Raw genomic sequence first — 26511 nt, forward strand, 5'->3', positions numbered from 1 at the left:
CGCCCGCGTTCAGGCGGCCGTGTCGATGCAGAGATATTTGAGTTCGGTGAAGGCCTCGATGCCGTGGCGCGAGCCTTCGCGGCCCAGACCCGACTGCTTCCAGCCGCCGAAGGGGATCGGTCCGCCGGTGATTTTCACCCGATTGATCGCGACCATCCCGTACTCCAAAGCGCGCGCAAGACGCATCTGGCGTGCGCCGTTCTCGGTGACGACATAGGCGACGAGACCGTAGTCGGTGGCATTGGCGCGCGCGATCACTTCGTCCTCGCTGTCGAAAGCGGTGACCGCGGCGACCGGGCCGAATGTTTCCTCGCGCATGATCAGCGCTTCGTCAGGCACGTCGGTCAGCAGCGTGGGCTCAAAGAAGAGTGGTCCTGCCGCATGGCGCTTTCCGCCGACCGAAAGCTTGGCGCCGAGCCGAAGTGCGTCGGCCACCTGGTCCTCGACCTTGGTGATCGCCCGTTCGTGCATCAGCGGGCCGATCTCGCTGTCGCGGTCAAGGCCTGCACCGACCTTCAGGCGCGCGATCCTCGCAGCAAAAGCCACCTCAAACGCCCTCAGGATCGACCGCTCGACATAGATGCGATTGGCGGCGAGGCAATCCTGGCCGGAGGTCGCAAACTTTGCCGCGACGGCGATATCGGCGGCCTTATCGACATCGGCATCGGCAAAGACGATCAATGGCGCATGGCCGCCGAGTTCCATGACCAGCCGCTTCATGGTCTCCGCGCACTTGCCAGCAATCAGCTTGCCGATCTCCGTCGAGCCGGTGAAGCTCATGGCGCGAATACGCGGATCGGCATTCATGCGGCCGACGATGGTGGCGGCGTCCCCGGTCACCACATTGAAGACGCCTGCGGGAAGCCCAGCCCGCTCGCCGAGTTCGGCAAGGGCGAGTGCCGAAAGCGGTGTATCGCTGGAGGGATGCGCAACGACCGTGCAGCCGGCCGCAAGTGCGGCAGCAGCCTTGCGGGTGATCATGGCGGAGGGGAAATTCCACGGCGTCACGATGCCGACGACGCCGAGCGCCTCGCGGCGCACGATCATCTCGGCTCCGGGCAGATGGCTGGTGACGCTTTCGGCGTTGAGGCGCTTTCCTTCCTCGGCATACCATTCGACGAAAGATGCGGCATAGTCGATCTCGCCGCGGGACTCGGCAAGAGGCTTGCCCTGTTCCAGCGTCATCAAGAGCGCAAGATCCTCGCGCGCCTCAAGCATCAGGTCGTGCCACTTGCGCAGGATCGCGGCGCGCTGTTGCGGCAGCATGCTGCGCCAGGCGGGCAGGGCGTCGCTTGCCGCCGAAATGGCCTCGCCGGTCTGTTCGGCATCAAGGGCGGCGACCCAGGCAAGCGTCGCCGACGAGGCGGGATCCGTCACCTTGAAACCGGCGCCGGCATGACCGGCAATCCAGCGGCCGCCGACATAGGAAAGCTCCCTGAGCAGGTGCGGATCGGCAAGGCGGGCAAGCGCGTCGTGAAAGGTCGTTCGGGCAAATACGGCGGTCATGGCGGCCTCCTCTTGTTGTGTGGAGGAAGTCTGCCAGAGGGCGAGGGACAGATTGTCTATTGCCGGGGTGGCGGCCAGAGACTTTGGCCAAAGGTGGGGCCGGCCGTAGACAATCTCTCTATTCGGAGGCGGGAAGCAACATCTCGAGCGGAAGCACGGTCTCCTCCTTCACCGTCTTGGTGACGATGTAGGTGAAGTAGCGGTCGATGCCGAGTTCACGGTCGAGCAGGCTGTCGACAAGGCGCTGGTAGGCGTCGATATCGGGCGCCATGATCTTCAGGATGTAGTCGACGCCGCCGCCGACCGACCAGCACGCGATGATTTCAGGCGTTGTCGCGACGGCCCGCTCGAATCGCTCGAAATCCGTCTGCCGATGGTTGGCGAGCGTCACTTCCATCATCACGCTGGCAACCGGCGCAACGCGTCTGACCGCAACGCGGGCATGATAACCCATCACGATGCCTGCCTTTTCCAGCTTGCGCAGGCGCAGCCAGCAGGGCGTTGGCGAAAGCCCCGCCTTTTCCGCGAGCGCCAGCTTGGTGATGCGCCCGTTTTCCTGGATTGCTTCCAGGATGCGCAGGTCGATGGCGTCGAGTTTCATTCAGGCGCCCTCCGGGCGGGGGTCATGTCAAAGCCGAGAAAAAGACAATGGTGAGGCATTTTGACGTTGTCAATTGAACTGAATTTGAGCACTGTTGAAATCATGACAAACTGGCGACCCGACATATCCCAATTGCGCCGGCCGGCCTATCTCTCCCTCGCCGAGCAGATCGCTCGCGCCATCCAGGAAGGCCACTTGCCGAACGGTACGCGGCTTCTGCCCCATCGCAAGCTTGCCGACGACCTGAAGCTTTCCGTGCAGACCGTCAGCCGTGCCTATGACGAGCTGATCCGACGGGGGCTGATATCGGGCGAGATCGGCCGTGGCTCCTTTGTGCAGACAAGGCCGAAGGAACCCGAGCCGCCCTATCTGCCCGAACGTCTCGGCGAGCTTGTCGATCTTTCGATCCTCAAGCCCGTGTGCGAGCAGCTCCATCTGGAACGCATGCGTGCGGCCTTCGGGTGGCTGGCGGAAAACCTGCCTTCGAGCTCGGCGCTGTCCTTCCGGCCCAACATGGTTTTCCCGCGCCATCGCAATGTTGCGGCCGAATGGCTGTCGCGTTGCGGACTTGATGCGTCTCCGCTCAACATCAGCCTCACCAACGGAGCCACCTCGGGCATGACGGTGGCGCTGATGAGCGTCGCTCCGCCAGGCTCGACCGTTGCGACGGAAGCGATCAGCCACCACACGCTCGTGCCGCTTTCCAGCTATCTCGGCCTTCATCTCGAGGGCCTGCCGATCGATCGCGAAGGCATGATCCCCGAAGCCCTTGATGAAGCTTGCCGAACAGGTGTCATTCGCGCCGTCTTTCTGCAGCCCTCGGTGATCAACCCGACAGCGGCCTTGATGGGCGCCGAGCGCAGGCAGGCACTTGCCGAGGTCGCGCGGCGCCACGATATCGCGATCATCGAGAACGACATTCTGGGGCCGCTGGTGGAAGGCCGCGCGCCGCCGATCGCGGCCTATGCCCCGGAGCGTACGCTCTACGTCACCAGCTTCACCAAGATCACGGTGCCGGGCCTGCGCATCGGTTATCTTGCCGCGCCGGACCGTTACGTCGCGGCCGTCGCAAATCGTCATCTCGTCTCCAACTGGATGGCAACGCCGTCGATTGCGGAGATCGCAACGCTCTGGGTCAGTGACGGCACGGCGATGGAACTCGTCAACTGGCAGCGCCGGGCGCTCGGTGTTCGCCACGCGATCGCGGAGGAGGCGCTGGCGGGCCTGCCCTATTACAGCCATCCGCAGAGCCTGCATGTGTGGTTGCCGTTGCCGGAGGGGCATACGGAAGAAGGGTTCGTCTCTCAGGCCCGCTTGCGGGGTGTCGCGATTGCGCCGGGCTCTTCCTTCCGCACGGCGGACCAGGGCTGGCATCCGGCGGTGCGCATATCTTTGGGCTCGACGACCGAGCAGGAACTGCGCACCGGTCTCGGCATTCTCGCTTCCTTGGCCAGCGGAAACCCGGAGGCGTTGCTGCTCGCGATTTGAATGGAATGCCCGCCAATTGGGCAGTCGAACAATAATTGTACTGATATTATTATTCGGATTGACATGATTTTGATTGCCGCGCATCGTTGCGCCATCACTTGTCTCAATAGGGAGAGACATGCATGGCAGCGCCGATCATCCGCATCGACAACATCACCAAACGTTACGGCCCGCTGACCGTAATCGACGGTCTGTCGATGGACGTGCTGCCCGGAGAAAAGTTGGCGCTCATCGGCCCGTCCGGCTCGGGCAAGACGACGATCCTGCGCATTCTCATGACATTGGAAGCGATCAGCGGCGGCCATATCGAGGTCGACGGCGACCAGCTCTTTCACATGCCGAAGAATGGCAGCCTCGCGCCGGCCGACGATCGTCATCTGCACAAGATGCGCGAGAAGATCGGCATGGTCTTCCAGCACTTCAATCTCTTCCCGCACAAATGTGTGCTCGACAACGTCACGCTGGCGCCGATGCTGACGAAAGGCGTCGCGAAGCCGGCGGCGGAGAGGCGGGCGATGGAGCTTCTCGACATGGTGGGCATGGCCGACAAGGCCAAGAGCATGCCGGCGCAATTGTCCGGTGGTCAGAAGCAGCGTGTTGCGATCGCCCGGGCGCTCGCGCTCTCGCCGAAGATCATGCTGTTTGACGAGGTGACCTCCGCGCTCGACCCGGAACTGGTCGAAGAGGTGCTGAACGTCATGCGCAAGCTCGCCGTCGAGACCGACATGACCATGTTGCTTGTCACCCACGAGATGGGCTTTGCCCACGACTTTGCCGACCGCATCCTCTTCTTCGACCGCGGCAAGATCGTCGAGGAAGGCAAGCCGGACGAGATATTCCGCAATCCCAAGCAGGAACGCACGCAGACCTTCCTGCGCAAGATCATTGCGGCAGGGCACCGCGTCTGAGTGGCTCTGCCACCTGGAAACAAGGCTCCAAACAACAACAGGGACAGCCAGAGGAGTTCGCAACTATGAGCATGAGGACCTTTTTGACCATGGCCGCCGGCGCGGGCGCCCTGACGGCAGTCGTTGCCGCGGCGCCGGCTTGGGCCGACGGTAAGCTTGAGGAGTTGAAGGAACAGGGTTTTGCGCGTGTGGCCATCGCCAACGAACCGCCCTTTACGGCAGTTGCCGCCGACGGCAAGGTTTCCGGTGCCGCACCGGACGTGGCGCGCGAGGTCTTCAAGCGCCTCGGCGTCGAAGACATCGTCGCCTCGATTTCGGAATATGGCGCGATGATCCCGGGTCTGCAGGCCGGGCGCCACGATGTCATTACCGCCGGCCTTTTCATGAAGCCGGAGCGCTGCAACGCCGTCGCCTATTCCGAGCCGATCCTGTGCGACGCCGAAGCCTTCGCGCTGAAGAAGGGCAACCCGCTCAAGCTCAAGAGCTACAAGGATATCGCCGACAATCCGGATGCCAGGATCGGTGCGCCAGGCGGCGGCACGGAAGAGAAGCTCGCGCTCGAAGCCGGCGTTCCGCGTGATCGCGTCATTGTCGTGCCGGATGGCCAGAGCGGCCTGAAGATGCTGCAGGATGGCCGTATCGACGTCTATTCCCTGCCGGTGCTCTCGATCAACGATCTCGTCAGCAAGGCGAATGACCCCAGCGTCGAGGTCGTCGCCCCGGTGGTAGGTGCTCCGGTCTATTGCGATGGCGCAGCCTTCAAAAAGGGTGAGGAAGCCTTGCGCGACGCCTTCGACGTGGAACTTGCCAAGCTCAAGCAATCGGGCGAATTTGCCAAGATCATCGAGCCCTACGGCTTCTCGGCTGCAGCCGCGATGTCGACGACACGCGAAAAGCTCTGCGCCGCCAAGTAGGCGCCGCAGGACATCGTCCTCTCCCCGGACTGGGGAGAGGCAGCCATCTCCTTGCTACATGGAAGAACGGATGACCGACTGGAACGGTTACATAGGGCTGATCCTGCAAGGCGCGCTCGTGACGCTTGAGCTCACCGTGCTTGGCTCGATGCTCGCCGTCGTCATGGCGTTTGTGGCCGGCCTCGGGCGCGTCAGTCGCTTCCTGGCGGTTCGCGCGCTTGCCACCACCTATATCGAGTTTTTCCGTGGCACGTCGATCTTCGTTCAGCTCTTCTGGGTCTACTTCGTGCTGCCCTTCGCCGGCGTCACGCTGTCGCCGCTTCAGGCCGGCGTTCTGGCGCTGGGGCTGAATGTCGGAGCCTATGGGGCTGAAGTCGTGCGCGGCGCGGTCAAGGCGATCGGCCGCGAGCAGCGCGAGGCCTGCATTGCGCTCAATCTCTCCCGCTATCAGTCGATGCGTTACGTCATCCTTCCGCAGGCCTTGCCGCTGATGCTCCCGACCTTCTGCAACAATGCGATCGAACTTCTGAAGGGCACGGCCGTAGTCTCGCTCATTTCGCTCACCGACATGACCTTCCAGGCGCAGGTGGTGCGGGCTCAGACCGGCAGCACGCTCATTCCGTTTGCAACGATCCTCGTGCTCTATTTCCTGATGGCACTCGCCATCTCCCACGGCATGCGCTGGCTGGAACGTCGGGTAACGCGCGGCCTCGATGGCGTGAGGACCTGACGATGGAATGGGACTGGAATTTCGTGTGGGAAATCATGCCGACCCTGCTTGAGGGCCTGAAGATCACCATTTTGGCAACCGTGTTCGGCGCGGCACTCGCCGCCACCATCGGCCTCGTCTTTGCCATCCTGCGCATGACCGCGCCGAAACCGATCGCGAAGACCACAACCTTCATCGTCGAGTTCATCCGCGGCACGCCGCTGCTTGTGCAGCTCTATTTCATCTTCTTTGTCCTGCCGGATATCGGCATTCGCCTGCCGGCGATGCTTGCGGGCATCATCGGCCTTGGGCTCCACTATGGAACCTATGCGGCGGAGGTCTACCGGGCCGGTATCGAGAACGTGCCGCGCGGCCAATGGGAGGCGGCGAAGGCGACGAACCTGACCGGCCGCCAGACCTGGATCCACGTCATTCTGCCGCAGGCGATCCCGCCGATGATCCCGGCGCTCGCCAACTATCTCATCGCCATGTTCAAGGAGACGCCGCTGCTCTCCGCCATCACCGTGCTCGAGCTGATGAACCAGGCGAAGAGCGTCGCCAACAGCAGCTATCGCTATATCGAGCCGATGACGCTGGTCGGGGTCTTCTTCCTGATCATGAGCCTGATCTCCGTCGTCTTCCTGCGCTGGCTGGAAGAACGTTACGCCCGAGTGGAGGAACGCTGATGCAGTCGTTCGACCTTACTCTCGCCTCGCGCGCGCCGAAGCTGGACGACCGTCCGCTTCACAAACGCGTTGGCCTGATCATCCTTGCAACCGACCACACGACGGAAGTGGACTTCCAGCGCATGGTGGCAAGCGAGCGGATCGGCGTCTACACGACCCGCATTCCCTATGCCAATCCCGTGACGCCGGAGAACCTGCGCGCCATGCAGCCCTCGCTGACGTCCGCGGCCGCGCTGATCCTGCCGGACGAGCCCCTCGACGTCGTCATGTATTCCTGCACCTCCGCCTCCGTCGTCATCGGCGACGCTGAAGTGAAGGCTGCCGTGCGCGCCGCCAAACCGAGTGCCGCCGTCGTCACGCCCACTGCGGCAGCTGCCTCCGGCCTCAAGGCGTTCGGCGCGAAGCGCATTTCCGTGCTGACCCCCTACACGATCGAAACCAGCAAGCCGATGGCGGACTACTTCCTGTCACTCGGCTTCGACATCGCCCGCTTCACCTACCTCGGCCTCACCGACGACCGGGAGATGGCACGCATTTCCCCGGACGAAGTCGTTGCCTTCGCGAGGCAAGCGACTGCACCCGATAGCGACGCGCTCTTCATATCTTGCACGGCTGTTCGGGCGGCAGGCGTCGCGGCAGAGATTGAGGCCGTCATCGGAAAGCCGGTCGTCACCAGCAACCTAGCCACAGCCTGGGCTTGCCTGCGGCTCTGCGGCAATGAGACATCGCGTCCGCAGCTCGGGCAGCTCATGACGCTTGCCTATTCGGATCAATAGCGATGTCGAACCTCCCTGTGACATTGGCGGATATCGAACAGGCGGCCCGGCGCATCGACGGTCGGGTCCTGAATACGCCTTTCGTGCTTTCCGCTTCGCTTTCCGAGCGCTGCGGTGTGCCTGTCGGCCTCAAGCTTGAGCATCACCAGACGACGGGCAGCTTCAAGCTCCGCGGCGCCACGAATGCCGTGCTCTCGCTGACGCCAGAAGAGCGGGCGAGGGGTGTCGTCGCCGCCTCTACGGGCAATCACGGCCGGGCGCTCGCTCATGCCGCCAAGGCCGAAGGATCAGTCGCGACGATCTGCATGTCCAGGCTCGTGCCCGACAACAAGGTGTCGGAGATCCGCAGGCTCGGCGCCAATGTCCTGATTGTCGGCAAGTCGCAGGATGAGGCGCAGGTCGAGGTGGATCGGCTGGTGGCCGAAGACGGTCTCGTCATGGTGCCACCCTTCGACAGCCGCGCCGTGGTCGCCGGCCAGGGTACGCTCGGCCTGGAGATCGTTGACGCGATGCCGGACGTGGCGATGGTTCTTGTGCCGCTTTCGGGCGGCGGGCTCGCGGCCGGTGTCGCCGCGGCCGTGAAAGCGCGGTCACCGAAGACCCGCGTCATCGGCCTCACTATGGATCGGGGTGCTGCAATGAAGGCGAGCCTTGACTCGGGGCGGCCGATGCAGGTCGAGGAGGTGGCAAGTCTTGCCGACTCCCTCGGTGGCGGCATCGGCCTCGACAACGCCGTGACCTTCGAAATGTGCCGAGCGCTGCTCGATGACGTGGTCCTGCTTACGGAGGAAGAGATCGCGGCCGGCATAAGGCACGCCTATGCCGCGGAGCGCGAGGTGATCGAGGGGGCAGCGGCCGTCGGCATTGCAGCCCTGCTTTCCGGGCGGCTTGGCCGGCTGAGCGGGCCAGTGGCGGTCATCCTCTCCGGCCGCAATGTCGACATGGACCTGCACCGGCGGGTCATCAATGGTGGGGTCGATCCGCTTGCGGAGGCAGCGGCATGACGACGATGAAGATTCTCACCGAGGCAGAACTGCGGCGCATCGTCCCGCTCGATCTTGCGGCCATCGCGTGTGTTGAGGAGGCATTTCACGCACTCGCCACAAAGGCGGTCGCCATGCCGCCGATCCTTAGGCTCGACATGCCCGAGGTGCGCGGTGAGGTGGATGTGAAGACCGCCTACGTGCCCGGTCTCGACGGTTTCGCCATCAAGATCAGTCCTGGCTTCTTTGACAATCCGCAGATCGGCTTGCCGAGTACCAACGGTCTGATGGTCCTGCTTTCCGCGAAAACCGGCCTGGTAGAGGCCGTGCTGCTCGACAACGGCTACCTGACGGATGTGCGCACCGCCGCGGCCGGCGCAGTCGCGGCTCGGCACCTTTCGCGCTCGGATGCCACGGTTGCCGCCATCTTCGGCGCAGGCATGCAGGCAAGGTTGCAGCTTGAGGCATTAAGCCTCGTGCGGCCGATCCGCGAAGCGCGCATCTGGGCGAGGGATGTTGCGAAAGCCGAGGCCGCCGCAGCGGACTTGACGGTGAAGCTCGGCTTTCCGGTTCGAGCGGAGGCCGACGGCCGCGCTGCGGTCGATGGCGCCGAGATCATCGTCACCACCACGCCTTCCGAAACACCGGTACTTCAGACCGATTGGCTCAGGCCCGGCCAGCATGTCACGGCCATGGGGTCGGACGCCGAACACAAGAACGAGATCGAGCCCGCCATTGTCACCGGCGCCGGCCTCTATGTCGCCGACAGCCTCAAGCAGACGCGCAGGCTTGGCGAACTGCACCATGCCATCGAAGCGGGCCTCGTGGCGGAGGGCACCATCTTCCCCGAACTCGGCGAGATCATCGCCGGGCGCAAGCCGGGCCGTAGCGGCCCCGAGCAGATCACCGTGGCGGACCTGACCGGCACGGGCATTCAGGACACGGCCATCGCAACGCTTGCTGCCGCCCGCGCGGCAGCGGCGGGCGCCGGCACGATCTTCGAGAGTTGAGACCGGCTTTTCGCCGGGTATAGAGGAAAAACCGATGAAACAAGCGAACCTGAAGTTCTCACTTCCGGAGTATGAAGCGCGTCTTCAAAAAACGCGGAAAGCTATGGAGGCCAAGGGCATCGATGTGCTGATCGTCAGCGATCCGTCGAACATGAACTGGCTGACCGGCTATGACGGCTGGTCCTTCTACGTGCACCAATGCGTCGTCGTGCCGCCGACGGGCGAACCGATCTGGTATGGCCGCGGCCAGGATGCCAACGGCGCCAAGTTCACCGCCTACCTCAAGCACGAGAACATCATCGGCTATCCGGACCACTATGTGCAGTCTACCGAGCGCCACCCGATGGATTACCTCTCGGGCAAGCTTGCCGAACGCGGTCTCGACAAGCTGACGATCGGCGTGGAGATGGACAATTACTGGTTCTCCGCCGCCGCCTTCGCTTCGCTTGTGAAGCACCTGCCGAATGCCCGCTTCGTCGATGCGACCGCCCTCGTAAACTGGCAGCGCGCGGTCAAGAGCGAGGCGGAAATCGGCTACATGACCAACGCCGCAAGGATCGTCGAAAAGATGCATGAGCGCATTTTCGACAAGATCGAGGTCGGCATGCGCAAATGCGATCTGGTCGCGGAAATCTATGATGCCGGAACCCGTGGCGTCGACGGCATCGGCGGCGATTATCCGGCGATCGTGCCCCTCTTGCCCTCGGGCGTGGAGGCCTCTGCACCGCACCTGACCTGGGACGACCGGCCGATGAAGACAGGCGAGGGCACCTTCTTCGAGATTGCCGGCTGCTACCATCGCTACCACGTGCCACTCTCGCGCACCGTCTTCCTCGGCAAACCGACGCAGGCGTTCCTCGACGCGGAAAAGGCGACGCTGGAGGGCATGGAGGCCGGCCTCGAAAAAGCGCGACCCGGCAATACCTGCGAGGATATCGCCAACGCCTTCTTTGCCGTGCTGAAGAAGTACGGCATCGTAAAAGACAACCGCACGGGCTACGGCATCGGCGTGTCCTATCCGCCGGACTGGGGCGAGCGCACGATGAGCCTGCGCCCCGGCGACCGGAGCGAACTGAAGCCGGGCATGACCTTCCACTTCATGACGGGGCTGTGGCTCGAGGACATGGGCTTCGAGACCACGGAAAGCATCTTGATCACCGAGAGCGGCGTCGAGTGCCTCGCCAACGTGCCGCGCAAGCTTCTCGTGAAGGACTAAGCCATGCGGGAGGTTTCGCTTCGTCCTTCGCCGATCAGCGCTACAGTCGATTTTTTGGCCGAAGGCGTGCAGCACGGGTTCCTGCGTCTGCCCTACAGCCGCGACGATTCCGCCTGGGGCTCGGTGATGATCCCGGTGACGGTCGTCAAGAACGGGGAGGGCCCGACGGCCCTTCTCACCGGCGGCAATCACGGCGACGAGTATGAAGGGCCGATTGCGCTCTTCGATCTCGCCCGTAAGCTCAAAGCCGAGGACGTGACGGGCCGCGTCATCATCATGCCGGCGATGAACTATCCGGCCTTCCTCGCCGGCACGCGCACCTCGCCGATCGACAAGGGCAACATGAACCGCAGCTTTCCGGGTGCGCCGGACGGCACGGTTACCCAGAAGATCGCCGACTATTTCCAGCGGGTGCTGTTGCCGCTCGCCGATATCGTGCTCGACTTCCATTCGGGCGGAAAGACGCTCGATTTCCTGCCCTTCTGCGCGGCCCACATCCTGCCAGACAAGGCGCAGGAGGAAAAAGCCTTCGCCCTCGTCAGCGCCTTCGGTGCCCCCTGGTCGATGAAGATGCTGGAGATCGATGCCGTCGGAATGTACGACACGGCGGCGGAGGAGATGGGCAAGGTCTTCATTACCACCGAGCTCGGCGGCGGTGGGACGGCGACGGCCAGGAGTGCTGCCATCGCCAAGACGGGCGTTTCGAACGTGCTGAAGGCGGCAGGTATCGTAAAAGGGCCGATCGACGCTGCACAAACCACGTGGCTCGACATGCCGGACGGCAATTGCTTTTCCTTCGCCGAGGATGGCGGCCTCATCGAACCGTTCGTCGATCTCGGCGATACGGTGAAGAGCGGGCAGGTTGTCGCCCGCATCTACCCCGTCGGCCGCACGGGCGCTCAACCGTTGGAGGTGCATGCGAAGATGGACGGCATCCTTGTCGCTCGCCATTTCCCCGGTCTCGTCAAATCCGGAGATTGCGTCAGCGTGCTGGCAACCATTGTCACGGGATAAGCTTGGCCGCCCGGGGCGCGTGGGCGGCGAGTGCCGCTTGGCTTGGCAGAGCGAGCCAGTATCTGGCGCGCTCTGCTCCGAAGCACGAGTACGCTACGGTGAGAGACCAGCTAGGTCGCATCGGTGACCAACAATGACACGGGAAGCGTCGGTTCTTCCTTCACGGTCTTGGTGACGATGTAGGTGAAGTAGCGAGCGATGCCGAGCTCGCGATCGAGCAGCGCGTCGATCAGGCGCTGGTAGGCGTCGATATCTGCGGTGACCAGTTTTAGGATGTAGTCGACGCCGCCCCCGACCGACCAGCAACAGACGACCTCGGACATATCCCGGATCGCCCGTTCGAACCTGTCGAAATCGGCTTGGCGATGGTTGGCGAGCGTCACCTCAAGCATGACGTTGGCAACCGGTGCGATGCTTCGCATGGAGATGCGTGCGTGATAGCCGCAGACGACGCCAGCCTTTTCCAGCTTGCGCAGCCGTATCCAACAGGGCGTCGGAGAAAGCCCGACCGTTTCGGCGAGCGCAAGCTTGGTAATACGGCCATTGCGCTGGATCGCATCCAGAATACGCAGGTCGATCGCATCGAGTTTCATGGCAAGCTCCTGCGCCGCCGAACGCTCGCTCTTATCAAGTGCTGCTCTGCGATGCCGCTTTTTCGGCTTCCATCTCGGCCATGTCCTGGAAGCGGTCGGCGATGCGGGCATGGGCGCGGCCGCTGTCGGAGGCACCGATGGCGACGATGATCTCGTCCGGCCCTGGGGCGTCGGCGATCTGGAAGTTGGCGGTGAGGAAGTGCGATCGCCTGCCGTTCTCGCTCTTGTGCATCATCGGCAGCGACAAGAGCGCACCTGGCGCATTGCGGGTGTTGGCGAATTCAAGGTAGTTGGTGCCGCCGATTGCCTCGCGGAAGGGATTGCCGAAGCGCAGCGTGTGGATCATTGCCGAGGCATGTTCAATTTCGCCGGCGATGCCGACGGCCGCGGCCTTGCCGCAAGCCTCGATCCTGTCCGCCGCCATCTGGCGGAGCAGCCGGTCCGTCATCTCCATGCTGAGTTCACCGGCGATGCGAGTGATTTCCGGCCGCAGATCTTCGACAAAGCCCCGCCCCGCCCAGGGGTTCTGGATAACCGCAGCCACCACCACGATGTTGACCGGGCGCGGCGCCGCCTTGCCGCCTTCGACGAGGGTTTCTTCCAGGAAGGTGCAAATTTTTCTGATGCCGAGGGTCATTTGGAACGCCGCTGATAGTGGAAACCTGCGGCAACTTACCGGGGCGCTTGCATATTTCTTCCGCTGTTTCGAGGAAGTGGGCGCCGATCGTTCCTGCAAAAACAAGCAGGTCCCTGCGCGGAACGCATGTCGCTTAATGAGCAAAATCTAAATCATCGCCGTTCTTTTCGAGGAATTTCGGCCATTAGTTCAGAGGGGAGAAAAAATGGCATCGGTATTCCTCCGTCCGTGAGAATGCCCCCGTCTCCGCGCCCGCCCATCATGGCCCCGCCAACAGGCGACCACCAGATGGAAGGGAACCAAATGAAGACGATACTGGCGAACACGACTGCTTTGATGCTTGTTCTGCAGCTTTCCGCGGGCGTTGCTTACGCCGAGAGCGCAAGGCTCGATACGCTCATCGAGCAGAAGTATCCGGAGCTTGAGAAGGTCTACAAGGATCTCCACGCCAATCCCGAACTTGGCTTTCATGAGACGCGGACGGCAAAGCGACTGGCTGGGGAACTGGAAAAGCTCGGCTTCGAGGTGACCGTCGGCTTCGGTGTGGATACCGGTCTCGTCGGTGTCTTCAGGAATGGCGACGGCCCGACGATCATGCTCCGAACCGAACTCGATGCGCTGCCGATGGAGGAAAAGACCGGGCTCGATTACGCCAGCCGCGTACAGGTGGCGGCAACCCAATGGCCCGGAAACACAGATGAGACGGCAAAGGTCTTTGTCGCCCATAGCTGCGGCCATGATATCCATATGACGTCATGGCTTGGGGCGGCCCAATTGCTGGTCGAGATGAAGGATGACTGGAAAGGAACGCTGCTGCTCGTCGGTGAACCGGCCGAAGAAATCGGCGGCGGCGCAACGGCCATGCTGAAGGCAGGCCTGTTCGAGAAGTTTCCGAAGCCGGATTTCGGCTTCGCCATGCACGTCAACGGTGATCCTGCCGGCAAGATCACTGTGAAAGACGGTGCCTTCAGCGGGAACTCCGATACGTTCGACCTGACCTTCAAGGGTCGCGGAGCCCACGGCAGCGCGCCGCATCTCTCGATCGATCCGATCGTCCTGGGTTCCCGTTTCGTCACCGATATCCAGGCGGTCGTCAGCCGCGAGAAAGATCCTCGTGAACCGGGAGTGATCACGATCGGAAGTTTTCAGGCGGGGACCGCGGGCAACATCATCCCGGACCAGGCCAAGCTGAAGTTGACCATGCGTTCGACGACGCCGGAGACGCGCAAGCTGCTGCTGGAGGCGATGCAGCGCGTTGCGGAAACGACCGCGCAATCGGCCAAGGCGCCGGAACCCGAACTGCTGCGTATCGGCGGCGGCGCTGTGGCCGGCACGAATTCGTCACAGCTGATCGGCGATATCAAGCCGGCACTGGATGCGTCCTTTGATGGCGTCGAGTACGTTCCGGCCGCGGTCCAGCCGACGCTAGGCGTCGAAACCTATCCCGAGTTCATAGAAGCCGGCGTGCCTTCCATTTTCTATTGGGTTGGCGGAAGCTCACCTGAACAGGTCGAAAAAGCCAGCCAAGAGAACAGGCCCGTTCCCTCCAATCATTCGCCATTTTTCGCTCCGGCCCCGGAGATTTCCATCAAGACGGGCGCGAAGGTTCTGGCGATCTCGGTGCTCGAAAAAGCAAGTGTTGACTGAAGCCTGAATTGAGCCGTGGGCTTCGTGGTCATCGGCAGTTCGATGGCCACGAACTCGGCGTTTGCAGGTACTACCTTTCATAGAAAGTTTGACCGGAGATATCCATCGAAACGAAGTAGACTTGTCCGGTGTCGGTGCGCATGTTGATTGATAGAAATCAAGAGGCGAGGCATTTGGATCAGAAGTCCCGGATTTTGTCGCTGCGCGACGTCGCGAGCCAGATCAACAGCGGTAGCGACCTTCAGACGGCGCTGCAGCAGCTCATCGTTGCCGCATGCCGCCATGCAAACTGGGCGCTGGGGTCGATCATGGGCATCGATGCTGCGCATGGCTATGCCTATGTCATCGTCCGCTATGACCCAACGCTGATAGAACGGCAGCTGCCCGATAAATGGGAGCTGGCGACCAGCCCCTCGCTGATCGCCTTGCAGCGCAACGAGCCCGTCTACATCCGGGATGCGCGCGAGTCGGGCGACTTTCCTGGCTATCGAAAAGAAGCCTTCGAGCGCGACTATCGAACGGTGCTCGTCATGCCGATGAACTGCAGGGATGCCGAAGGGCGCCCGATGGTCCTGAGCGTCATCGCCCGCGAGGTGACCGAGGTGTCGGAAGACGACCTCGCCTTTCTCGGCACGATCATCCACCTCGGCGCCATCGCCGTCGAACGGGAACACCGTCTCGAAACCGAGAAGCGATCTGCCCAGCGGCTGGAACGCGCACTGGAGGCACATACGTCTCTGCTCGAACATGTGTTGAGCGATGGGTCGGTCGCATCGCTTTCCACGATGGTCGGGATGATGTTGCCGAATCCAGCCGTAGTCGTTGATTTTACAGCCAATCAGGTCGTCGCCGGCCGCTCGCCGAACGCGCTTTACGACGAGGCCAGTTGGCAGCAGGCGGCCTCTGGCGTCCTTAGCCGACCGCTGATGAAGGCAGCTCGTGACGCCGTCGAGCGCGGGACGGCCGATGCCGTGAACCTCTACCTCGACGACGGCATGCAACGGTTCAAGATAACCGCCCGCGTCGAAGCGCTGATGGTCGACAATCAACTGGTTGGAGCGTTGATCATCTTCCCGACGACGCGCGAATTCAGCGATCTCGATCTCCTGATGCTCGACAGCGCCAAGTTCGCATTGAGCGTGCAAATGATGCGAAGCTTCATCCGGTTTCGCTTCGAGACCCGAACGCAGACCGAACTCCTCTTCGAGGTCGTGGAGGCGCGATGGCGCAATGCCGGCGATGTCGCCCAGCGGGCTCAACGGCTCGGGCTCAGCTTCTCAACGCCTCAACAGATGATCGTCGTCGATTTTCCGGACAAGACGAAGGCATTTGGCGGCGCTTCCGTCGATGTGGAGCACACGCTATCGCGTGTCATGCAGCAGGCGTCCGTTCAGGCGAACCTGATCGCGGTCGAGGGCGGCGTCGTCTGCCTCGTCCCCCATGATACGGGTAAGCGGCAGGAGCGCACGACAAAGCTCGCCCGGCGCATCGCCGAGGAACTCGGCCGCTACTTCGATGAGGCGCCCATCGTCGTCGCCAGCAACCGGTGTGCGACCCTGTCGGACTATCCGCCAGCCTGGGAGCGCTGTGCCCGGATGATCCGCATCGGACGTTCCTTCGGCCTGACCGGGGCGGTCTCCGCCCAGGATTTCGGTCCGCTGCCGATGCTGGTCGCCGCCTGCGAGGCGGGTGACGTGCGCGGCTTCGTGCAGGAGAGCGTGGGCGCAATTGCCGACCACGACCGGGACAACGGTACTCCCTACCTTGAAACCTTGTCGGTGTATCTGCAGGAAGGTTGCCGCAATCAGGCCTGTGCCGATGCGATGGGCCTGCATGTGACGACGCTGCGCTATCGGTTGGCGCGCATCCAGGAGCTGTTCGGGGTCGATGTCGAGACGCCAGAAAAGCGCTTTGCCGTCGAGCTTGCGATCCGCCTGCACGGCGTCATCGACAACCGCTCCACCGCCAGCAACTAGCATATCGTCATCGGGCGAGAGCCGCCTTGCGACTTCGTCGCCACCCGCTTTCTCGGCCTTCGATCGTCTCCTCGGGATCGATGGAGAAGTTCTTTTTCCTCTCCTTTGAAGCCATGGAAGCATGGTCGCCATGACGGCGTTAGCCTCCAACCAACTTGATGGCGAGGAGGCGAGAAGCGCATGGTTGAGACAGCAGCATCGACGGACGTGCCGATTGATCCGATTGCGCTTCGTCGCGCTTTCGGCACGTTCGTGACCGGTGTCACCGTCATCACCACCCGCGACGAAGACGGCACGCCGCGTGGAATGACGGCGAATTCCTTCACGTCGGTTTCGCTCGATCCGCCGCTGCTACTGGTCTGCGTCGCGAAATCCGCGTCGAGCTATCCTGCCTTCACCAATGCGGGATGTTTTGCGGTCAATATCCTCCATGAAGGACAGGTTGACGTCTCCGGAAACTTTGCCTCGAAATCCCCCGACAAGTTCCAGTCGGTGACGCATGATCATATCCACACGGGCGCGCCGGTCCTGACCGACAGCCTGACCTGGTTCGACTGCACGACTTTCAACACCGTGGACGCCGGCGATCATGCGATCCTGATCGGCCAGGTTAGGGCATTCGGGACCAGCCCCACCGCACCGCTCGGCTTCTGCCGCGGCCGCTATGCCAGTGTGAAAGACCCGCTGCCGAGCGGCTGGCTCGCATCGCATGGAATGATCATCGGCTATCTGATCGAGGCCGGTGACGGCCTGCTCCTGCGCTCGGATGGCAAGGGCGGCTGGGTTCTGCCTTCAGCACGGCGCCGCAAGGCGGACAGCCAGCTCGTCATCGATGGTGGCGACGCGCTCAGCCTCGTCCCGGATGAGACCTTCCTCTACTCGGTTTTCGATGTTGCCGACAGTGACCCGGGCTACCTTGTCTATCGTGCCCGGCTGGCGGGCGAGGGCGGCGGCACGAGCCTGCCATCCGATCTGCGCTTCTTTCCGCTCGACGATCTTCCTGACGAAGCGATCGCGACGCACGAACTGCGATCCATGCTGCGCCGCTACGTGCGCGAGCGGCAGGCGGGCCGCTTCGGTATCTACATGGATTCCGACGACGGCGGCCGCGTGGCGATGATCGACGGCGAAGCCCGCACCTGGCTTCAGACCTCCCAAGACCAAGGACAATGATATGAAGACGACGGTCAGTTCCATCGAGGGTTCGCGCCAGCTGCTGTTCATCGGCGGGCAGTTTGTGGCACCGAAGAACGGCAATTACATCGCCAGTTTCGACCCGACTACGGGTGAGCCCTGGTATCATTTTGCCGAAGCGGATGCGGACGATGTCGGTGCGGCAGTGGCTGCTGCCGCCACCGCCTTCCGCGATCCGACCTGGCGCCGCATGACGCAGACCGATCGCGGCGCGCTGATGCGCCGGCTTGCCGAACTCGTTCGCGCCAATGCCGATACGCTCGCGGAAATCGAGACGCGCGACAACGGCAAACTTCTGAAGGAAACCCGGGCGCAGATGCGCTCCATGCCCGACAGTTACCACTATTTCGCGGGCATGGCCGACAAGCTGCAGGGCGAGACCATCCCGATCAATCGTCTCGATACGCTGAACTTCAACCTGCGCGAACCCTTGGGCGTCGTCGGCATGATCACGCCGTGGAATTCGCCGTTGATGCTTCTGACCGGTACGCTGGCGCCGTGCCTGGCGATCGGCAATACGGTCGTCATCAAGCCTTCGGAACATGCGACCGCCTCGACGCTGGCGCTTGCGGAATTGATTCACGAGGCGGGCTTTCCCGCCGGCGTCGTCAATGTCGTGACGGGTACGGGCCAGAGCGCAGGCGAGGCGCTGACACGTCATCCCCGCATTGCGAAATACGTCTTCACAGGCAGCACGGCCACCGGTCGGCGCATAGCAGGAAACGCCGCGCAAAACCTTGTTCCTTGCTCGATGGAGCTTGGTGGCAAGTCGCCTCACGTGGTCTTCGGCGATGTCGATATCGAACATGCGGTCAACGGCGTCGTCTCGGGCGTCTTCGCAGCCGCCGGCCAGACTTGCGTCGCGGGTTCACGCTGCTTTGTCGAAGCGCGCGTCTACGATCGCTTTATCGAGGCGCTGGTCGCTCGAACGGAGCGTATACGTGTCGGCCTCCCGTCCAGCGACGACACCGATGTCGGCCCGCTCGCGCTCGCCGACCAGCTTTCCAAGGTCGAATCCTACGTGGCCTCCGGCATCAAGGAAGGGGCGCGTGTTGCCACCGGCGGGCGACGCCCGCAGCAGCACTGGCTTTCGCCGGGGGGCTGGTACTTCCAGCCGACCGTGATGATCGATGCGCAAAACGACATGACCTTCATGCGCGACGAGCTTTTCGGTCCCGTGGTCGGCGTCATGCCGTTCCGCGACGAGGAAGAGATGATCGAGCTCGCCAACGATACGCGCTATGGCCTCGCCTCCGGCATCTGGACCAAGGACATCGATCGGGCGCTGCGCTTCGCCAACCGGATCGATGCGGGGACCGTCTGGATCAATACCTACCGCTCCGCTTCGTTCATGTCCGCCAATGGCGGTTTCAAGGAAAGCGGGTACGGCCGGCGCGGCGGTTTCGAGGTCATGCACGAGTTCTCGCGATTGAAAAACGTCATCGTCGACTACTCCGGCGCGATGCAGGACCCCTTCGTCATCCGTCTGAAATGACAGCAAAAGTACGGGCAAAGGAAAGGCAGAAAACATGAAGTTCGCAGTTTCCCTCACGATGGAACGCTTCTCCCCCGACATTCCGATGGAGCAGGTGAAGAGCAACTTGCTGCAACTCGCGCGGCTTGCCGACGAGGGTGGTTTCGAAGCGCTGTGGACCGCAGAACACCATACTTTGGAATGCACGATCTCCCCCAATCCGTTCCAGACGCTGGTCTGGCTCGCACAGCACACGGATCGCATCCGGTTGGGGACCTCCACGCTGGTCGCGCCCTATTGGAACCCGATCCGGCTCGCCGGCGAGTCGGCGCTCTGCGATCACCTGACCAATGGACGCCTGGAGTTCGGCATCGCGCGCGGCTCCTACCAGTACGAGTTCGACCGCATGGCGGGTGGCATGCCGCAGCAGGAGGGCGTGGCCTACATGAAGGAAATCGTGCCGGCCGTGAAGAAGCTCTGGTCCGGTGACTATGCCCATGAGGGGCAATACTGGAATTTTCCGGTCACGGCCGCGGTGCCGAAGCCGCTGCAGCAGCCCCACCCGCCAATCTGGGTGGCGGCGCGCGATCCGGGAACCTTCGACTGGGCGATCGCGAACGGCGCGAGCATCCTGTCGACGCCGCTTTCCGCTCCGGAGGCCGAAATCCACGTCCTCGCCGAGAAGTTCCGCAAGGCCGTCGCCGACCATCCGGAAGTACCGCGTCCGCGCTTCATGATGCAGCGCCGGACCTGCGTCTACGACCGGCCGGACGGCTGGGAGCGCGCCGTCAAGCACAGCATGGACTACGGCCGCGCCTTCGAAAACCTCATGCAGAACATCGGCACGGTGCACAACGGCTTTCCCGAGGCGGTGCCGTACGAAGCGGTCAAGGGCAAGGACAACTACAACCCCGAAAATATCCGCAAGAACCTGATGTTCGGTACGCCGGACGAAGCGATCGAGAAGCTGCTGGTCTACGAGGCTGCCGGCGTCGATCAGTATTGCTTGGGCCTGACCTTCAATCTGCCGTTCGAGCTGCAGAAGCGGACGCTGGAGCTGTTCGTCAAGGAAGTCATGCCCTTCTTCGCGGCGCGTGAGAAGGAACAGAAGCGCGTTGCGGTGGGAGCCTGACCATGGCAGCGGCTCAGCGCCATACCATTGGAGAGGTGACACTCAACTATCGCATCGAAGGTGACGGCGAACCGCTCGTCTGCATTCACGGCGTCGGCTCCTATCTCGAGGCATGGTCGGGCGTGGTCGAACGGCTGAAGGATCGGTTCACGATCCTGACGTTCGACCTTCGCGGGCATGGACGGTCGAGCCGGGTCAAGGGTCGCTACGAGATCGATGACTTCGTCAACGAGACGCTAAGCCTCGCCGACGCTGCGGGTTTTCCCACTTTCAATCTCGCAGGCTTTTCGCTCGGCGGGCTGATCGCGCAGCGTCTGGCTCTCACCCATCTTGGCCGCCTGCGCAGGCTGGCGCTTCTGTCGACCGTCGCCGGCCGCACGCCGGTCGAGCGGGAGCGTGTTCTTGATCGCCTCGCGGCGCTGAGGGCCGGAACGCCTACCGATCATCACAATGCCTCGCTGTCGCGCTGGCTGACGGAAGAGTTCCAGGAGAGCAACCCGGAGGTGATCGAACGGCTAAGGGCGCGGGATGCCGAAAACGATCCCGACTGCTACGCCGCCGCCTATCGCGTGCTGGCGGAAACGGATTTCGGCGGCTTTCTCGACCAGATCCGCTGCCCGACGCTGATCACTACCGGCGAAGACGATGCCGGCTCCAACCCGCGCATGGCGCGCTACATGCACGAGCGCATTCCCGGGTCCGAGCTTCGCATCCTGCCAGGCCTGCGCCATTCCATCCTCATCGAGGCGCCCGACGTCGTGGCGACGCTGATGGGCGAGTTCATGAGCCAGGGGGAGGCGGTCGATGGATGAGGCACTTCGGGCAAGGGGGGAGGCCGTCCGACGCGAGGTGCTTGGCGATGCCTATGTCGACCGGGCGATCGGCAATTGCGATGCCTTCTCGCGTCCCTTCCAGGATCTGTTGAACGAATATTGCTGGGGCACCGTCTGGACGGACGAAGGCCTCGATCTGAAGAGCCGCAGCCTGCTCAACCTCGGAATGCTCGCGGCGCTGAACCGCATGCACGAGTTCGCCATCCATTATCGCGGGGCGATCCGCAATGGCCTGACCGATGAGGAGCTTCGCGCGGCACTCGTCCAGATCGCGGTTTACTGCGGCATTCCCGCAGGCGTCGAGGCCTTCCGGGTGGCGCGCAGCGTCCGCGATGAGATGGCCGAGAAAGGAGAGCGCTGACTTCCACTGTTTTTAGGAAAGGGCGGCCCCGCGCTACCTCGGATCACCGGAAGACGGATGGCTGCCTCAGAACCCAAGATCAACCCGTTGGCAGGAAGAGGACCCTGTCAAAAACAGAACGATAAAGGGAACGACAGCATGAACACATTCTCAAAACTCACCGCGGCCGCATCGCTAGCCCTGTCGCTCGCAACCGTTCCGGCTCATGCCGGTGCCGTGCTCGACCACGTGCTCGACGCAAAGACCCTGAAGGTAGCGACCGACGCCAACTGGGCGCCGCAATCCTTCATGAACGAGAACAACGAGATGGACGGCTTCGATGTCGATGTCGCCAAGGAACTCGCCAAGCGGCTGGGTGTGGGTGTCGAGTTCGTTACGCCCGGTTGGGACATCATCACCGCCGGCAACTGGCAGGGGCGCTGGGACATGCATGTCGGCTCGATGACGCCAACAAAGGAACGCGCCAAGGTCTTCGATTTCCCTGCGGTGTACTATTACACCCCGGCCGCTGTAGCCGTGCACAAGGATAGCCCTGTCGTCGGCTTGATCGATCTGGACGGCAAGGTTGTCGGTGCGACGGCGACGTCCACCTTCGAAGCCTATGCCAAACAGGATCTGACACTCGATGCCGCCGGCGCGCCTGCCTTCGAATACACCTTCAAGCCGAAGGAGGTGAAATCCTACGCCAACTCGACGACCGCGTTCGATGATTTGCGCCTCGGTGACGGCGTGCGCCTCGACGCAGTCGTGTCGTCACTGCCCAGCATTCGCGACGCAATCAAGGCCGGATATCCGATCAAGCAGGTTGGCGACCCCGTCTTTTACGAGCCGCTCGCCGTCGCCATCGAACGCGGCGACAAGGAACTGAATGACAAGATCGCCGAAGCGATCAAGGCAATGCAGAGCGACGGCACACTGAGCAAGCTTTCCGAGAAGTGGTACGGCGTCGACTACACCGTCGTGAAGTAAGGCAGCCATATCTGGCGGTCCGGGCAACCGGACCGCACGTTGTCCAAAGGGACCAAAGATGCTTTATCCGGATACTGTCGAGTCCGAAATACTCGTCCACAAGCCGTGGTTCGTGGCCAGCATGTTCGCCGCCGTCCTCATTGCCTTCACGGCCTTCGGCCTGACCGGCACGACGATGGGCGAACTGATGCGTCCGGTGATCGGGGAGCCGCTTGAGAGTGGGTTCTACGGCCGCTTTGCGACCGCCTTCGTCGTGGCAGTGCTCTTCTGCCTCAACATCGTGCTCATCGGCTTTGCGAGCCTCAGGGTCCAGATCGCCGTCGTCTGGCTCGAGTTGCTGGCGCTGTTCCTTGCGTTCTTCCAGACCTTCCACCTCAGCCTGCCCTTCATCGAGGAGAAGCTGCCGTTCCTCATCACGCAGGGGCTGGTAACGACGGTCTACGTCTCGGCGATCTCGATCGTGATTGCATCTGCGATCGCCATCCTCGGCGCCGTGGCCAAGCTCTCGACGAACGGTTTCGCCTATGCGATCGCCAGCTTCTACACGTCCTTCTTTCGCGGTCTGCCACTGCTGATGCAGGTTTACCTGATCTATCTCGGCCTGCCGCAACTCGGCTTCATCATCGACGCGGTGCCGGCGGGCATTCTGGCACTTTCGCTCTGCTACGGCGCATACATGACGGAAATCTTCCGCTCCGGCATTCAGAGCATCGACCGCGGCCAGTGGGAGGCGTCGCGCTCCATCGGCTTCGGCTTCGGGCTGACGATGCGCAAGGTCATCCTGCCTCAGGCGTTGCCGGTGATCATCCCGCCGACTGGAAACCAGTTCATCTCCATGCTGAAGGATAGCTCGCTGGTCTCCGTCATCGGTGTCTGGGAACTCATGTTTCTCGCCCGCACACTTGGCCAGAAGACCTTCCAGCATATGGAAATGCTCATATCCGCCGCCATGCTCTACTGGGCGATGTCCATCGTTCTCGAGCTGATCCAGTCCCGCATCGAACGTCACTATGCCAGGAGCAAGGTCAGATGAGTACTGAAACCATCATCGACGCCAGGAACGTTTCCAAATGGTACGGCACCTTCCAGGTGCTGACGGATATCAACCTGAGGGTCCGCAAAGGCGAGCGCATCGTCATTTGCGGCCCGTCCGGGTCCGGCAAATCCACCTTGATCCGCTGCTTCAACCGTCTGGAAGCACACCAGGAAGGCGAGATCGTCGTCAACGGCATCAACCTGCATACCAAGATGCGCAATGTCTCGGACGTGCGGCGCAATGTTGGCATGGTATTTCAGCATTTCAATCTGTTTCCGCACATGACCGTGCTGATGAACTGCATGGTCGGACCGATGTGGATCAACGGCGTGTCGGAAGCAGAGGCACGGGCACGCGCGCTCACATTCCTGGAGCGCGTACGAATCCCGGAACAGGCCAACAAGTTTCCCGTCCAGCTTTCCGGCGGCCAACAGCAGCGCGTCGCGATCGCGCGCTCGCTCTGCATGCAGCCGGCGGTGATGCTGTTTGACGAGCCGACCTCCGCACTCGATCCGGAAATGGTTTCCGAGGTCCTTGAGACGATGACGAGCCTGGCGAAGGACGGCATGACGATGGTCTGCGTCACGCACGAGATGGGCTTTGCCCGGGCCGTTGCCGATCGCGTGATCTTCATGAACTCCGGACAGATCGTCGAAGAAGCAAACCCCGACGAGTTCTTCACCAATCCGAAGCACGAGCGGACGAAGTTATTCCTCAGTCAAATTCTGAAGCATTGAAGCGACGTTGGGGACTGCGATCGCTCGTGGCTCCCCAACGCTACTCGCGTTAAGGCGAGCGAAGACGGAGTTGCTGGCGCCTGCTTCGTTTCCGCTCACGTGCTCGGGTCGCGGCAATGCGCCGATTATAGGTCCTTCCAGGTGTGGAAGACGGCGGCCTGGCCGACGCGGACACCGTCGGAGCGAACAAGCTGCCAGACGGTCGCCTCTTCGATCCAGAACCGGCGCCCGGATTTCGCAATCCGAACGCCGCGGTAGTTGTCGATGAAACCCCTGGCGGAGACGGCGTCCAGAAGGCGCTGCCTTTCCTCCCGGTCCGGAGCCTCGGCAGAAAGGCGTGACGGCATCCCGATGAACTCCTCCCAAGCGTATCCGAAACAGGCCTGGGCCGTCCTGTTCGCGTAAACGAAGCGCGGGTCTTCGGATCGATCATGTGCGAGCAAGGCAAACGGAGCGGATTGATAGAGCCACCCGCTATCCGCTGGAGGCTCGACCAGGCTTCTGCCGGTCAGCTGGTGGAAGCTTGCAACCATCAGCGCGGAAATGTCTTCGACGTCTGGCGTGTTCGTCATGCCGTTTCCTTCTGGTGCGTCGACGTCGCCAGCGCCGACGCTCGGCAAGGAATTCTAACATCCATGCCGAGCATCGACGCCGGTAAAGACGGGCCTCCAGCGGTCAGTCGTGGACGGCCATTTGCAGTTCAGCTTCGCGGCCGAGTGTCGTCATCCACTCGGTGTACTCGGGTCGGCTCTTGATTTGCCGACCGTAGTGACGGCGAAGCGCTGCAGTGAGGTCTCCCCGACGGTCGAGCTGTTCGTCGGCAAAGGCAACCATATGGGAATTCGGCCAGGCTTGCGGGCGGATGGCGGCGAGGCGGCTAAAGAGGCTTTCGCCGGGTTCATCGGGGTTTGCCTGCGCCATCAGGGTCAGCATGGCTGCCGTCGAGCGCGACACGCCCATATGGCAATGAACCAACACATGGCTCGCCGCGTCCTGATCTTGCCGCATCAGAAAATCTGTACCGAAGCGAAGGACGGCTTCAACGTGATCCGGATGGGGCATGACCCGGTTCGGCGCCGCCGTAATGATGTCGTGGAAGCGAAGCGTCGTGCGGTGGTGCTGGCCGTAGGCTCCGAAAGCCTCCAGTTCCGGGAGCTCCGGGTCGACGATCGACAGAACATGGGTCACGTTTCGGCTGCTCTGACCCGGGAGTTCCTCGATACCGCAAACGGTCAGCACTGGAGAGAAAGTCGTTTCCATGTCGTCATCCTTGCATCCGGTTTCATGAAGCGCCCGCCTCGCATCTGCGCGCAAGCAGGGCAAAAAGCACGTCGAGCATCACATACATCGGGGCGCGCCCGGTCGGCACGATGAGGGGATGGGTCGAGGCGCGGTAGGCGTTGAGATTGATGTTTTCGTCGGCGAGGGAAGCGACGACGGAACCGCCGGGAGAGATGGAAACTATACGTGCGCCGGCCTTTTTTGCAATCTCGATATTCGAGATTAGATAGCTTGTGCGGCCCGAGAAGGAGAGCACGAAAAGCACATCCTCTTCCCGAAGACGAGGCGCCGACACCATCTGCAGGGTCGGGTCGGAATAGGCAACGCTTGCTATGCCGAGCGAGGCGAGGCGGTGCTGAGTTTCACCGGCGAGGAAGCCGGAGCCGCCATAGCCGTAGACGTCGATGCGGCGGGCCCTGGCGAGCAGATCGACGGCCCGGCGCAACGTCTCGAGGTCGAGATCGTGCCGGGCTTCGCGCAAGGATTCCGCGGCGCGGTTGAAAACGTCGTCGACCAGCCCCGTAAATGGGTCGGCGCCGCTTTCTGCCGGGCTTGCCGGCGCCTGACGCACGGCGAGCTGCTGGGCGAGCTTCAGGCGGAAGTCCGGAAAGCCGTCGCATTCGAGCCGCCGGCAGAACCGGATGATCGAGGGCTCGCTGACATTGGCGATCCGGGCCGCATCGGTGATCGACCAGGTGATCGCCGTGCTCGGAGTATCGAGGATCGCCTCGGCGATCCTGCGTTCGGCGGGGGTGAATTGCGAGAGAGACTGCCTGATCAGATCGAGCATGGAACCCTTCGTTCCGGGACATGGAGATTTTCGAACACGG

The 26511-nt window shown here is 62.5% G+C and carries 27 protein-coding genes; 20 read left to right on the forward strand and 7 right to left on the reverse strand.

The features are described from left to right. Positions 1-9: 9 nt before the first annotated feature. Together AB4Z53_RS29485 and AB4Z53_RS29490 are read right to left on the reverse strand one after the other, a co-directional pair. Positions 10-1506: an NAD-dependent succinate-semialdehyde dehydrogenase gene (locus AB4Z53_RS29485; protein ID WP_441599006.1), complete on the reverse strand. Its 1497-nt coding sequence runs from the start codon at positions 1504-1506 to the stop codon at positions 10-12. A 118-nt stretch (positions 1507-1624) separates the two neighbouring features. Next, positions 1625-2107 carry an Lrp/AsnC family transcriptional regulator gene (locus tag AB4Z53_RS29490; protein WP_441599007.1) on the reverse strand — a complete coding sequence of 161 codons (483 nt, stop codon included), beginning with the start codon at positions 2105-2107 and terminating at the stop codon, positions 1625-1627. 102 nt (positions 2108-2209) lie between these two features. Between AB4Z53_RS29490 and ehuR the strand changes: the two genes are divergently transcribed. The 10 genes from ehuR to doeB all read left to right on the forward strand — a co-directional run bounded on the left by ehuR (position 2210) and on the right by doeB (position 11811). Further along, positions 2210-3595: a MocR-like ectoine utilization transcription factor EhuR gene (gene ehuR / locus AB4Z53_RS29495; RefSeq protein ID WP_441599008.1), complete on the forward strand. Its 1386-nt coding sequence runs from the start codon at positions 2210-2212 to the stop codon at positions 3593-3595. A gap of 122 nt (positions 3596-3717) precedes the next feature. Beyond that, positions 3718-4503 carry an ectoine/hydroxyectoine ABC transporter ATP-binding protein EhuA gene (ehuA, locus tag AB4Z53_RS29500; protein WP_441599009.1) on the forward strand — a complete coding sequence of 262 codons (786 nt, stop codon included), beginning with the start codon at positions 3718-3720 and terminating at the stop codon, positions 4501-4503. Between the two features lie 71 nt (positions 4504-4574). Beyond that, the gene (ehuB, locus tag AB4Z53_RS29505) at positions 4575-5417 is read left to right on the forward strand and encodes an ectoine/hydroxyectoine ABC transporter substrate-binding protein EhuB (protein ID WP_441599035.1); all 843 of its coding nucleotides are present in this window, start codon (positions 4575-4577) and stop codon (positions 5415-5417) included. Positions 5418-5487: 70 nt separating this feature from the next. Continuing rightward, positions 5488-6147 (forward strand): ectoine/hydroxyectoine ABC transporter permease subunit EhuC, encoded by a 660-nt coding sequence (ehuC, locus tag AB4Z53_RS29510; RefSeq protein ID WP_441599010.1) that lies wholly within the window; start codon positions 5488-5490, stop codon positions 6145-6147. Positions 6148-6149: 2 nt separating this feature from the next. Further along, positions 6150-6812: an ectoine/hydroxyectoine ABC transporter permease subunit EhuD gene (gene ehuD / locus AB4Z53_RS29515; RefSeq protein ID WP_441599011.1), complete on the forward strand. Its 663-nt coding sequence runs from the start codon at positions 6150-6152 to the stop codon at positions 6810-6812. Continuing rightward, positions 6812-7588: an ectoine utilization protein EutA gene (eutA, locus tag AB4Z53_RS29520; protein WP_441599012.1), complete on the forward strand. Its 777-nt coding sequence runs from the start codon at positions 6812-6814 to the stop codon at positions 7586-7588. Before ehuD ends, eutA begins: the two co-directional genes overlap by 1 nt. Positions 7589-7590: 2 nt before the next feature. Further along, a complete protein-coding gene (eutB, locus tag AB4Z53_RS29525) occupies positions 7591-8592 on the forward strand; it encodes a hydroxyectoine utilization dehydratase EutB (protein WP_113540950.1) in 1002 nt (333 codons plus the stop codon). Continuing rightward, entirely contained in the window at positions 8589-9581 is a 993-nt protein-coding gene (gene eutC, locus AB4Z53_RS29530; RefSeq protein ID WP_441599013.1) for an ectoine utilization protein EutC, read from the forward strand. The genes eutB and eutC overlap by 4 nt, the downstream gene beginning before the upstream one ends. A 34-nt stretch (positions 9582-9615) precedes the next feature. Continuing rightward, positions 9616-10797 carry an ectoine hydrolase DoeA gene (gene doeA / locus AB4Z53_RS29535; RefSeq protein WP_441599014.1) on the forward strand — a complete coding sequence of 394 codons (1182 nt, stop codon included), beginning with the start codon at positions 9616-9618 and terminating at the stop codon, positions 10795-10797. A gap of 3 nt (positions 10798-10800) precedes the next feature. Next, complete coding sequence (gene doeB / locus AB4Z53_RS29540; protein WP_441599015.1) at positions 10801-11811, forward strand: N(2)-acetyl-L-2,4-diaminobutanoate deacetylase DoeB; 1011 nt, start codon at positions 10801-10803, stop codon at positions 11809-11811. Positions 11812-11921: 110 nt separating this feature from the next. Here doeB and AB4Z53_RS29545 read toward each other — a convergent pair whose 3' ends face one another. Further along, positions 11922-12404: an Lrp/AsnC family transcriptional regulator gene (locus tag AB4Z53_RS29545; RefSeq protein ID WP_113540954.1), complete on the reverse strand. Its 483-nt coding sequence runs from the start codon at positions 12402-12404 to the stop codon at positions 11922-11924. A gap of 34 nt (positions 12405-12438) precedes the next feature. Continuing rightward, positions 12439-13041, reverse strand: a complete 603-nt coding sequence (locus tag AB4Z53_RS29550; protein WP_113540955.1) for an amino acid synthesis family protein — start codon at positions 13039-13041, stop codon at positions 12439-12441. 126 nt (positions 13042-13167) lie between these two features. On the opposite strand from AB4Z53_RS29550, the gene AB4Z53_RS29555 reads away from it, so the two are divergent. From AB4Z53_RS29555 to AB4Z53_RS29600, 10 genes are all read left to right on the forward strand, one after another. Then, positions 13168-14688 carry an amidohydrolase gene (locus tag AB4Z53_RS29555; protein WP_441599016.1) on the forward strand — a complete coding sequence of 507 codons (1521 nt, stop codon included), beginning with the start codon at positions 13168-13170 and terminating at the stop codon, positions 14686-14688. Positions 14689-14861: 173 nt separating this feature from the next. Further along, a complete protein-coding gene (locus AB4Z53_RS29560; protein WP_441599017.1) occupies positions 14862-16664 on the forward strand; it encodes a helix-turn-helix domain-containing protein in 1803 nt (600 codons plus the stop codon). A 180-nt stretch (positions 16665-16844) separates the two neighbouring features. Next, positions 16845-17837: a flavin reductase gene (locus AB4Z53_RS29565; protein ID WP_441599018.1), complete on the forward strand. Its 993-nt coding sequence runs from the start codon at positions 16845-16847 to the stop codon at positions 17835-17837. 1 nt (position 17838) lies between these two features. After that, on the forward strand, positions 17839-19353 hold the full coding sequence (locus AB4Z53_RS29570) for an aldehyde dehydrogenase (protein ID WP_441599019.1): 1515 nt from the start codon (positions 17839-17841) through the stop codon (positions 19351-19353). 34 nt (positions 19354-19387) lie between these two features. Further along, positions 19388-20464 (forward strand): LLM class flavin-dependent oxidoreductase, encoded by a 1077-nt coding sequence (locus tag AB4Z53_RS29575; RefSeq protein ID WP_441599020.1) that lies wholly within the window; start codon positions 19388-19390, stop codon positions 20462-20464. Positions 20465-20466: 2 nt separating this feature from the next. Then, positions 20467-21276 (forward strand): alpha/beta fold hydrolase, encoded by an 810-nt coding sequence (locus tag AB4Z53_RS29580; protein ID WP_441599021.1) that lies wholly within the window; start codon positions 20467-20469, stop codon positions 21274-21276. Beyond that, on the forward strand, positions 21269-21658 hold the full coding sequence (locus tag AB4Z53_RS29585; protein ID WP_441599022.1) for a carboxymuconolactone decarboxylase family protein: 390 nt from the start codon (positions 21269-21271) through the stop codon (positions 21656-21658). The genes AB4Z53_RS29580 and AB4Z53_RS29585 overlap by 8 nt, the downstream gene beginning before the upstream one ends. A 138-nt stretch (positions 21659-21796) precedes the next feature. Further along, entirely contained in the window at positions 21797-22627 is an 831-nt protein-coding gene (locus AB4Z53_RS29590) for a transporter substrate-binding domain-containing protein (RefSeq protein ID WP_223729280.1), read from the forward strand. Positions 22628-22685: 58 nt separating this feature from the next. Then, positions 22686-23660 (forward strand): amino acid ABC transporter permease, encoded by a 975-nt coding sequence (locus AB4Z53_RS29595; protein WP_223729279.1) that lies wholly within the window; start codon positions 22686-22688, stop codon positions 23658-23660. Further along, a complete protein-coding gene (locus AB4Z53_RS29600) occupies positions 23657-24400 on the forward strand; it encodes an amino acid ABC transporter ATP-binding protein (protein WP_441599023.1) in 744 nt (247 codons plus the stop codon). The genes AB4Z53_RS29595 and AB4Z53_RS29600 overlap by 4 nt, the downstream gene beginning before the upstream one ends. A gap of 125 nt (positions 24401-24525) precedes the next feature. Here the strand turns inward: AB4Z53_RS29600 and AB4Z53_RS29605 are convergent, their stop codons facing one another. From AB4Z53_RS29605 to AB4Z53_RS29615, 3 genes are all read right to left on the reverse strand, one after another. Further along, entirely contained in the window at positions 24526-24972 is a 447-nt protein-coding gene (locus AB4Z53_RS29605) for an MEKHLA domain-containing protein (protein WP_113540965.1), read from the reverse strand. 103 nt (positions 24973-25075) lie between these two features. Then, complete coding sequence (locus AB4Z53_RS29610) at positions 25076-25660, reverse strand: tyrosine phosphatase family protein (protein ID WP_441599024.1); 585 nt, start codon at positions 25658-25660, stop codon at positions 25076-25078. A gap of 22 nt (positions 25661-25682) precedes the next feature. After that, a complete protein-coding gene (locus AB4Z53_RS29615) occupies positions 25683-26471 on the reverse strand; it encodes a MurR/RpiR family transcriptional regulator (RefSeq protein WP_113540967.1) in 789 nt (262 codons plus the stop codon). Positions 26472-26511: the final 40 nt, after the last annotated feature.

Origin of the sequence: Ensifer sp. 2TAB8 (assembly GCF_052115125.1) — a bacterium.
In the GTDB taxonomy this organism is placed as follows: Bacteria; Pseudomonadota; Alphaproteobacteria; order Rhizobiales; family Rhizobiaceae; genus Ensifer.

What these genes read in the sequence shown, in the direction of transcription:
- AB4Z53_RS29485 (WP_441599006.1), bottom strand. Translation starts at nt 1,506, where the DNA reads ATGACCGCCGTATTTGCCCGAACGACCTTTCACGACGCGCTTGCCCGC.
- AB4Z53_RS29490 (WP_441599007.1), bottom strand. Translation starts at nt 2,107, where the DNA reads ATGAAACTCGACGCCATCGACCTGCGCATCCTGGAAGCAATCCAGGAA.
- ehuR (WP_441599008.1), top strand. Translation starts at nt 2,210, where the DNA reads ATGACAAACTGGCGACCCGACATATCCCAATTGCGCCGGCCGGCCTAT.
- ehuA (WP_441599009.1), top strand. Translation starts at nt 3,718, where the DNA reads ATGGCAGCGCCGATCATCCGCATCGACAACATCACCAAACGTTACGGC.
- ehuB (WP_441599035.1), top strand. Translation starts at nt 4,575, where the DNA reads ATGAGGACCTTTTTGACCATGGCCGCCGGCGCGGGCGCCCTGACGGCA.
- ehuC (WP_441599010.1), top strand. Translation starts at nt 5,488, where the DNA reads ATGACCGACTGGAACGGTTACATAGGGCTGATCCTGCAAGGCGCGCTC.
- ehuD (WP_441599011.1), top strand. Translation starts at nt 6,150, where the DNA reads ATGGAATGGGACTGGAATTTCGTGTGGGAAATCATGCCGACCCTGCTT.
- eutA (WP_441599012.1), top strand. Translation starts at nt 6,812, where the DNA reads ATGCAGTCGTTCGACCTTACTCTCGCCTCGCGCGCGCCGAAGCTGGAC.
- eutB (WP_113540950.1), top strand. Translation starts at nt 7,591, where the DNA reads ATGTCGAACCTCCCTGTGACATTGGCGGATATCGAACAGGCGGCCCGG.
- eutC (WP_441599013.1), top strand. Translation starts at nt 8,589, where the DNA reads ATGACGACGATGAAGATTCTCACCGAGGCAGAACTGCGGCGCATCGTC.
- doeA (WP_441599014.1), top strand. Translation starts at nt 9,616, where the DNA reads ATGAAACAAGCGAACCTGAAGTTCTCACTTCCGGAGTATGAAGCGCGT.
- doeB (WP_441599015.1), top strand. Translation starts at nt 10,801, where the DNA reads ATGCGGGAGGTTTCGCTTCGTCCTTCGCCGATCAGCGCTACAGTCGAT.
- AB4Z53_RS29545 (WP_113540954.1), bottom strand. Translation starts at nt 12,404, where the DNA reads ATGAAACTCGATGCGATCGACCTGCGTATTCTGGATGCGATCCAGCGC.
- AB4Z53_RS29550 (WP_113540955.1), bottom strand. Translation starts at nt 13,041, where the DNA reads ATGACCCTCGGCATCAGAAAAATTTGCACCTTCCTGGAAGAAACCCTC.
- AB4Z53_RS29555 (WP_441599016.1), top strand. Translation starts at nt 13,168, where the DNA reads ATGTCGCTTAATGAGCAAAATCTAAATCATCGCCGTTCTTTTCGAGGA.
- AB4Z53_RS29565 (WP_441599018.1), top strand. Translation starts at nt 16,845, where the DNA reads ATGGTTGAGACAGCAGCATCGACGGACGTGCCGATTGATCCGATTGCG.
- AB4Z53_RS29570 (WP_441599019.1), top strand. Translation starts at nt 17,839, where the DNA reads ATGAAGACGACGGTCAGTTCCATCGAGGGTTCGCGCCAGCTGCTGTTC.
- AB4Z53_RS29575 (WP_441599020.1), top strand. Translation starts at nt 19,388, where the DNA reads ATGAAGTTCGCAGTTTCCCTCACGATGGAACGCTTCTCCCCCGACATT.
- AB4Z53_RS29580 (WP_441599021.1), top strand. Translation starts at nt 20,467, where the DNA reads ATGGCAGCGGCTCAGCGCCATACCATTGGAGAGGTGACACTCAACTAT.
- AB4Z53_RS29585 (WP_441599022.1), top strand. Translation starts at nt 21,269, where the DNA reads ATGGATGAGGCACTTCGGGCAAGGGGGGAGGCCGTCCGACGCGAGGTG.
- AB4Z53_RS29590 (WP_223729280.1), top strand. Translation starts at nt 21,797, where the DNA reads ATGAACACATTCTCAAAACTCACCGCGGCCGCATCGCTAGCCCTGTCG.
- AB4Z53_RS29595 (WP_223729279.1), top strand. Translation starts at nt 22,686, where the DNA reads ATGCTTTATCCGGATACTGTCGAGTCCGAAATACTCGTCCACAAGCCG.
- AB4Z53_RS29600 (WP_441599023.1), top strand. Translation starts at nt 23,657, where the DNA reads ATGAGTACTGAAACCATCATCGACGCCAGGAACGTTTCCAAATGGTAC.
- AB4Z53_RS29605 (WP_113540965.1), bottom strand. Translation starts at nt 24,972, where the DNA reads ATGACGAACACGCCAGACGTCGAAGACATTTCCGCGCTGATGGTTGCA.
- AB4Z53_RS29610 (WP_441599024.1), bottom strand. Translation starts at nt 25,660, where the DNA reads ATGGAAACGACTTTCTCTCCAGTGCTGACCGTTTGCGGTATCGAGGAA.
- AB4Z53_RS29615 (WP_113540967.1), bottom strand. Translation starts at nt 26,471, where the DNA reads ATGCTCGATCTGATCAGGCAGTCTCTCTCGCAATTCACCCCCGCCGAA.